Origin of the sequence: Agrobacterium sp. SUL3 (assembly GCF_001263295.1) — a bacterium.
In the GTDB taxonomy this organism is placed as follows: domain Bacteria; phylum Pseudomonadota; class Alphaproteobacteria; order Rhizobiales; family Rhizobiaceae; genus Agrobacterium; species Agrobacterium tomkonis.
The window spans coordinates 1-7804 of sequence record NZ_KQ414546.1; the positions used below are offsets into that span (position 1 = coordinate 1).

Below are 7804 nucleotides of genomic sequence, written 5' to 3' on the forward strand. Positions count from 1 at the left end.
GAACATCGGGCATTCCATCTCGACGGCGATCTCGATGGCGCGTTTCCAGTTGTCGATCGCCACTTCCCATTCGTCCGGATAGGGGCTTGCCCAGCGATACATCGGCTGGAGCGTCGCCAACCCAACTCCATGATCCTTGAGCGCCGTCTTGAACGACTTCACGCGCTCTGGATAAACCTTGGGACGAGTCCACCACGACAGAAAATCGGGGCGTGGGGAAAGCTCTACGTAGTCGTAGCCCAGTTCCGCGGTTTTCCGGCATGTTTCCTCAAGGGAAAGATGCCGGATCATGTGGGGATCAAGCGCGTGTTTCATTGATGTTTTCTCTCCTTCCTGATTTCGACGCTCAGGCGGCCGACAATTTTGGCTGCGGGTCGTAAAAAACCGGGCGGTTGCCGATTTCGATTGGCACGATACCGCCCGAATGTTTGGCAACGACACAAGCATCGGCAGTCGCGGAGGCGAAATAACCATCCCAGGCAGTCGGCCCGCGCACGACGCCAGCCTTCACGGACCCGATCCATTCCTGTAGTTCGACATCGTAGCTGTCTATAAAGCGCAACTTCCAATCCTGCAGGATCTCGTGGCTGAGCTTTGCCTCCTTGCGCAACAGGACGCTCATCGGTTCAGGCAGATAGCCAATACCATCTTCACCGACGACCTGGCATTGAATGTCATATCCGTAGGGGCAATTGACGAAGATTTCGACGTCGATCCTGATGCCCTTCTTGGTTTCGAGCAGGATCATATGGGGATCGTCGAGATCCTTGCGGCTGTGACGTGTCTTGCGCGGCAAAACCACCTGCGCAGATACATAGTCATCGTCCAGAAGCCATCTGAGGACATCAATCTCATGAACAAATGAATCCGTGATCGCCATGTCCCCAGCGTAGACATCAGGAACCGATGGGTTGCGGTGCGCGCAATGCACCATCAATGGCGCGCCGAGATTGCCATTGTCGATTTGCTGCTTCAAAAGCCGGTAGCTTCGGTCGTAGCGGCGCATGAAACCGACTTGCACAAGATGGCGCCCGCTTGCGACTTCGGCGTTGACGATGTTGAGGCAGGCTTGTGCACTCGTGGCGAGTGGCTTTTCGCAAAAGACCGGCTTGCCCGCAGCGATGGAAGCAAGGACGAATTCCTCATGTGTCGGCCCCCAGGAAGTCACCACGATCGCATCGACCTGCGGATCGGCGATAAGTGCCTGACCACTGTCGAAGACGCGCGCCGCCGGAGTGATACTTTTAGCAACAGCCTCGGCCTGTTTTCTGTTGATGTCGTTGACGGCGACGACAGTTGCGCCAACCAGCCTGTTATGAAGGCGCTCGATATGCTCCTGGCCAATCGCGCCAGTTCCGATAACACCGATTTTGAGGGTCATTTGATTTGTCCTGTCGAGGGATTGTCAGTCGAAGTCGCGCGGCAGCGCAAGTTTCAGGGTGGTCAGTGATTTCTTGACGCCGATCAGTGGCTCCATGCCGGCATCTTCCATCTCGAGGCTGACCGGGCCGTCGTAGCCAGTAAGACGGGCGACTGCGAAAAACTCCTTCCACCACTGCACATCATGGCCGTGTCCAAGTGCGACGTAGTTCCAGGAACGTTTTGCAATGTCGTTGATCCAATAGGTATCGATCAGACCATTGGCTTCGGCGAGCGTACGCTCCAACCTCACATCCTTGGCATGCATGTAGTGGATCGCATCGCCGAGCAACCGGACTGCTGCAATCGGATCGCCGCCCATCCACATGTGATGGCTGGGATCGAAGTTCATGCCGACAACCGGATCAACATGCTCTCGCAGACGCAGCATGTTGGCCGGATTGTGGATCATCGTTGCCCCAAGATTTTCGATGGCAATCTTGATCCCGCACTCCTTCGCTAGCTGTCCCGCCTTCTGGAAGTAGGGGATGAGAACATCGTTCCACTGATAGTCGAGAGCGGTCTCATGCTCCGGCAAAATGACGTGGGTGATCCAGTTTGGCAATTGATCGGTCGGTGTGCCGCCCGGGCATCCGGACATCATTACCACAGTCTTGACACCGAGCTTCTCAGCAAGGCGGAACGTCTTGTCGACAACGGCGCGATGTTCGGCTCCGCTCGGGCCCGGATGCAGCTGATTACCTGAGCAATTAAGTGCCGAAATCGTCAGTCCGCGACGCTTGAGCGCATCAAGAAAATCGGAACGTGCGGTCTCGCTTGCAAGAAGTTCATCCAGCCGCAAATGCGGGGCCTTTGACCAGTTGCCACATCCTAGCTCAACGGCTTCAAAACCGAGGTTCGAAACTGTATCGATCATCTCTTCGAAGGAGAGGTGACCGAGAATGTCGGTCACAAGGCTTAGACGCATCATTTCCATTGGCTCCAAAAAATGCCTGTATGCTTTGCGCGCCGGGGCACCGCGCCCCGGCACGCGTCTTGGGGGGAATTACTTCTTCGCGTATTGGTCGACATTGTCCTTGGTGATTGACTCGAACGGCACGAGCTTTTCGGCTGGCGGCTGCTCGCCCTTCTTGATGGTTTCAACGACTTCGAAAGCGGCCTCCGCCTGACCGGCAGCGTTCTGGAAGATCGTCTGTGACATCTCGCCCGCCTTGATCGCATGAAGCGCATCGGGAACGCCGTCGACACCGGAGATCATCACACCGTTAAGACGGTTAGCAGCCTGAAGGGCCTGGAGAGCGCCGAGTGCCATCTGGTCATTTGCCGCAATGATTGCGTCGAACTTCGGAAAACTCTGGATCCAGTCCTCGGTAACCTTCATGCCTTCGGCGCGGTCATAATTTCCGGAAAGGTTCGCGATAATCTTGACGTCAGGGCGATCGAGACCTTCTTCAAAGCCCTTCATCCGTTCCTGCGAGTGGTAAAGGCCTGGTGTGCCCTGGAGATAAAGAATCTGCGCGTCCTTCGGCAGATTGTCCTTCATGTATTGAGCCTGCAGCTTACCGGCATCGATGTTCTTGGAGCCGACGAATGTCGATTTACCGCCCGCCGACTGGATACCCAGGGCAATCACGGGAATACCGGCCTCATTGGCCTTCTCAACGCCTGGAACGATGCCCTCGTAGTCAACCGGGACCACAACGATCGCATTGACCTTCTGGGCGATGAGATTGTCGATCTGGTCAAGCTGCTTGCTGATGTCGTTATTGGCATCGGTGAACTTGACGTCAATGTCCTTGTCTGCCTTGGCAGCCTCGATGAAGGCCGTCTTACGCGCCATGACGAACACGTCCGTGTCTGCCATGTTGGCATATCCGACGACGAACTTGTCGGCTGCCGAGGCTGCGCTTGCTGAGAGCGCGGCTGCCGAGACGGCGCAGGCTAGGGCAATTTTCGCGATCAGTTTCATAGGGTCTCCTCCCGATTGAAATGGTGATGTCATTTGGTGGGGCGCTTTTGCGCGGACACAGAGGTTGCCCGCCGCCGTTTTCATCGGCGGCTGAGCCGCTTTTTCAGGCCTTCTTCTTTCTGCGGGCCGATTTGGTCCAGACATCAAGGATCACGGCCACGGCTATGATCAGTCCCTTGATGATCTGCTGCCAGTATGAGCTGACATTCATGAGATTGAGGATGTTGTTGATGACGCCGATGATCATCGCACCGACGATTGTTCCGGTTATCGTTCCGGTACCGCCCATCAGGCTGGTGCCGCCGACAACGACTGCCGTGATCGCGTCGAACTCATAGCCGACGCCGCCCGCCGGCTGACCGGAGTTGATGCGCGACATCAGAACGATACCGGCGACAGCACAAAGGATGCCATTGAAGATAAAGGCGCGCATGACTATGCTGTCCGGGTTGATACCTGACGCCCGTGCCGCGCGCTCATTTCCGCCAACGGCGTAGATATAGCGGCCGAACTTGGTCTTGTTCAGCAGGACCCAGGATATCAGGGCAAATGCCACCAGAATAAGCACCGAGATCGGAAACGGCCCGATGGATCCCTGACCGATGATCTTGAAGTCACCCAGACCTGAAACCGGGGCGCCGGCGGTGTAGAGCAGGACCGTCCCGCGCGCGACCGTCGTCATTGCCAAGGTCATGATAAACGAAGGGATCCGGAAAAATGTAATGACGAAGCCGTTGATCGCTCCTGTGACAATACCAACAGCAATGCCCGCAATGATCGCGAGCGTTATGCTGCCGGTCGTTGCCATCACGCTCGCGGAAATTACCCCACACAACGCCAGCACGGAGCCGAGCGACACATCTATGTGCCCGAGAATGATGATGAAGGTCACGCCGCATGCCAGCAGACTGACAACGACAACCTGCCGAAGTACGTTGGTGAGATTGGCTTCAGTCAAAAATGTCGGACTGAGAAACGACGCCAGAATGAATATCCCGACGAAAATCAGAATAGTGCCATATTTGCGATAGATATGCGCGAAATCGAGATCACTCAATCTCAGACGCGGTTTGGTATTGGTTGTCATCTGGTCAGTACTCATCAATGTCCTCCCGTAGCGAAGCGCATGATGTTTTCCTGATTCGCCTCGCTTCTTGTCAGTTCTCCCGCCACACGCCCCTCGCCCATCACTACGACGCGATCGCTCATCCCGAGCACTTCGGGCAATTCCGACGAGATCATGATGATGGCCAGCCCCTGTCGTGCGAACTCGGTCATGAGGCGGTGAATTTCAGATTTCGATCCTACATCGATGCCGCGGGTAGGCTCATCGAGGATCAGGAGCTTCAGATCTCCCAAGAGCCATTTGGCAAGAACGATCTTCTGCTGGTTTCCGCCGCTCAGGTTTTCGACAATCATCGCCGTATCGGGCGTCTTGATCTGCAGCATCTTGATCATACGCTGTGCGGCGGTCTCTTCCTGCCGCTCGCTGATGAAGAGGCCCGACGTGAACTTGCGAAGATTGGCAAGCGATATGTTTTCTCCCACGGATCGGCAGAGAACCAGACCTTCGGATTTTCGGTCTTCTGAAACCATGGCGATCCCGCTCGCGATAGCGTCAGCGGGAGACGTCAGCGTCAGAGCATTTCCATTGAGCCGGACCGAGCCTTCATCAGCGCTATCCAGACCAAAGATCACGCGCGCAACTTCCGTGCGCCCTGCGCCGATCAAGCCCGCCAGACCGACAATTTCGCCGGCACGCACCGTGAAGTTGACGTCATAGAACACGCCATGCCTCGAAAGGTTCTCGACTGACAGAACGACCTCGCCGATCGGGACTTCTTCCTTCGGAAAGATATTGGAAATGGTACGGCCAACCATTTGTGAGATCAGTCTTGTCTCGTTGTATTCGGTAGCTGGCCCCGCGCCAACGAACTGGCCGTCGCGCATGACAGTGATGTCGTCGGCAATCTGGAAAATCTCATCCATCTTGTGGGTGATGTAGATAATGGCGACACCACCAGCCTTCAGATCGGCAATCTGTCTGAACAGCATCGCAACCTCCGTGTCGCTGATTGCCGACGTTGGTTCATCCATGATGACCAGCGACGCCTCGCGAGAAATGGCCTTGACGATCTCGACAAGCTGCATCGACGCGATGGAGAGGTCGCGCATCGGCGTCTCGGGATCGAACTTCAATCCGACGCGCGCAAGCAGCAACCGTGTATCGGTGTTCATCTTGCGAAAATCGACAAAGTGGGAAAACAGGCCTTTGCCTGACACCATCGGCTCGCGACCAAGGAAGATGTTTTCCGCAATCGTCATGTCCAGGACGGGGCTGAGTTCCTGGTGGATCATCGAAATACCCATCTCAAGGGCACCCGAGGTGTCCTGTCCTGCCAGCTTTTCACCCTTGAAGAGAATCTCACCGCCATCGATCGAATAGGCGCCGCTCAGGATTTTCATCAGGGTTGACTTGCCGGCGCCATTTTCTCCAACGAGAACATGAACCGTACCGGGGCGAACCTTGAGGTTCATGCGATCAAGGGCAAGCACGCCTGGAAATGCCTTGACGATTTCGCGCATTTCGAGAACAAGGCCGCCTTTCGGCAAAGCGATATCGTTCGCACACCCGTCAGGATGCATCGTAATTGCGGCAGACATTTCTGCATTCCTCCCAAATCGCGTTTCCGCGACGATCCATTCTTATCGACGAATGGCTCCTCTTCCTTCGTGATAAATCACCACAACAGCCACCATTCTGTCAATTTGGCACTGGACGAATCTCTCAGAAACTCCCATAATTACTTTCAAATTCTGGGAGTTCTTATCCATGTCGCGCCCTACCATTTCAGACCTCGCAAAGGCCGCAAATGTTGGAGTCTCGACCGTAGATCGCGTCCTGAACGGACGAGATCCGGTGAGGCCCCAAACGGCTGAACGCGTGCTCGCCGCTGCTGAAAAAATCGGCTTTCATGGTGTGACCGCAATCAAGCGACGGCTTGAAAATGAGAAGCCGAGAGTAAAACTTGGCTTCCTCCTGAAGCAGTCGCACCGCAAGCTGTACCGGATGTGGGCAGAGGTTTTAACGAAGGCAGTCGAGACTTATCCCGAAGCCCACGGCAGAGCCATCATTCGCTTTGACGACGAACTGACACCTGAACAAACCGCCGATACGATGTTGTCGATGAGCCGAGAATGCGATGCCATCAGCGTTATCACCTCCGACCACCCGCAGATCAATCAGGCAGTCGATGGGCTAGAGCAAGAAGGTATTCCGGTTTTCACGATGATTTCTGATCTGACCGCTCGTGGTCGCACCGGCTATGTGGGCAACGATTGCGTCAAAAAGGGTAGAACGGCGGCATGGTTCATAGACAACCTGAACCCCAATCCGGGCAAGGTTGCAGTCTTTGTCGGAAGTCATCGATATCTTTCCCAGGAACTGTGCGAGATGGGGTTCCGATCCTACTTCCGGGAGAGCGCCCCGGACTTTCAGATGATGGAAACGCTTGGGACCCGTGAAGAGCCTGAAATCGCCTACGAGATTACCCAAAGACTTCTGAAATCAGAGGACAACTGGGTCGGCCTTTACGTTGCGGGTGGCGGCATTACAGGGGTGATGCGCGCCTTACGCGAATGCGACACCACCTCATCCAACCGTCTGGTGGTGGTGGCTCACGAACTGACAAATGAGACGCGCGCCGGATTGGCCGATGGCGTCATAAAGGCGGTCCTGTCACATCCCCCGGTTCTGCTGGCGGAAACACTGGTACGCGCCATGGTCGATGCGCTGGATACACACAGAACGCCATCCGTCACGCAACATCTCCTTCCCTTCGAGATATTCACCGCAGCAAATATTTGACGCGTTATCCCTAAGCCGGGGAGAGCTTTCATGCTTTTGATAGGATACAAATCAGCGCGGCATCTGTCCTAGTATTCACCTCGCAAAGTTAATGTGTCCTGTTTCTGCAAAGTTAGAATGTCACACTCCCCGGGTCTGACTGAGTTCTAGGAGATTGCAGATAGGACTGATTACGATGAGCAAGCGCGATCTGCAGAGGGTCGAGGTTTGTTAGAGGTGATTGCCGGTCGAATGACAATGGTCTCGGCGGCGCATGCGCTGAATCTCAGCATACGGCAAGTCCGCCGGTCAGGCCTGTGGCTGCTGGAGCACATATGTTGCGTAGCAATTTATAAGTATGCAATTACCCCTGTCTACCGTCAGCTGATTCACGTTTTGTGTCCTGCTACCAACAGACTGATTTTCAGGCGAGCCATGATGGGCGGGATTTGTGCTTGCGCTGTGCTAGGTCCAAAACGCACAAAAGCCCTCTGCAATGAGAGGGCTTTCGTGTTGAATCTCTTCGTAAAATTTGGTTGCGGGGGCAGGATTTGAACCTGCGGCCTTCAGGTTATGAGCCTGACGAGCTACCGGGCTGCTCCACCCCG

7 protein-coding genes are annotated in these 7804 nt (G+C 55.3%); 1 reads left to right on the forward strand and 6 read right to left on the reverse strand.

The window, feature by feature from the left end; translation table 11 throughout:
- The 6 genes from AKG12_RS28610 to AKG12_RS28635 form a co-directional block, all read right to left on the reverse strand.
- Positions 1-315: sugar phosphate isomerase/epimerase family protein (locus tag AKG12_RS28610; protein ID WP_156316111.1), on the reverse strand; the 315-nt coding region annotated here is incomplete at its 3' end.
- Positions 316-346: 31 nt separating this feature from the next.
- Entirely contained in the window at positions 347-1381 is a 1035-nt protein-coding gene (locus tag AKG12_RS28615) for a Gfo/Idh/MocA family protein (protein ID WP_052821424.1), read from the reverse strand.
- Positions 1382-1405: 24 nt separating this feature from the next.
- Positions 1406-2350: a sugar phosphate isomerase/epimerase family protein gene (locus tag AKG12_RS28620; RefSeq protein WP_137087482.1), complete on the reverse strand. Its 945-nt coding sequence runs from the start codon at positions 2348-2350 to the stop codon at positions 1406-1408.
- A gap of 75 nt (positions 2351-2425) precedes the next feature.
- Positions 2426-3349 carry a sugar ABC transporter substrate-binding protein gene (locus AKG12_RS28625; protein WP_052821425.1) on the reverse strand — a complete coding sequence of 308 codons (924 nt, stop codon included), beginning with the start codon at positions 3347-3349 and terminating at the stop codon, positions 2426-2428.
- Between the two features lie 103 nt (positions 3350-3452).
- Entirely contained in the window at positions 3453-4451 is a 999-nt protein-coding gene (locus AKG12_RS28630) for an ABC transporter permease (RefSeq protein WP_046802156.1), read from the reverse strand.
- Complete coding sequence (locus AKG12_RS28635) at positions 4451-5995, reverse strand: sugar ABC transporter ATP-binding protein (RefSeq protein ID WP_052821428.1); 1545 nt, start codon at positions 5993-5995, stop codon at positions 4451-4453. The genes AKG12_RS28630 and AKG12_RS28635 overlap by 1 nt, the downstream gene beginning before the upstream one ends.
- A 187-nt stretch (positions 5996-6182) precedes the next feature.
- Here AKG12_RS28635 and AKG12_RS28640 point away from each other — a divergent pair, with 187 nt between their 5' ends.
- Positions 6183-7217, forward strand: a complete 1035-nt coding sequence (locus tag AKG12_RS28640) for a LacI family DNA-binding transcriptional regulator (protein WP_052821426.1) — start codon at positions 6183-6185, stop codon at positions 7215-7217.
- Positions 7218-7804 lie beyond the last annotated feature (587 nt).

Bases quoted from the DNA above. Each gene is read 5' to 3' on its own strand.
- AKG12_RS28615 (WP_052821424.1), bottom strand. From the start codon at position 1,381: ATGACCCTCAAAATCGGTGTTATCGGAACTGGCGCGATTGGCCAGGAG.
- AKG12_RS28620 (WP_137087482.1), bottom strand. From the start codon at position 2,350: ATGATGCGTCTAAGCCTTGTGACCGACATTCTCGGTCACCTCTCCTTC.
- AKG12_RS28625 (WP_052821425.1), bottom strand. From the start codon at position 3,349: ATGAAACTGATCGCGAAAATTGCCCTAGCCTGCGCCGTCTCGGCAGCC.
- AKG12_RS28630 (WP_046802156.1), bottom strand. From the start codon at position 4,451: ATGAGTACTGACCAGATGACAACCAATACCAAACCGCGTCTGAGATTG.
- AKG12_RS28635 (WP_052821428.1), bottom strand. From the start codon at position 5,995: ATGCATCCTGACGGGTGTGCGAACGATATCGCTTTGCCGAAAGGCGGC.
- AKG12_RS28640 (WP_052821426.1), top strand. From the start codon at position 6,183: ATGTCGCGCCCTACCATTTCAGACCTCGCAAAGGCCGCAAATGTTGGA.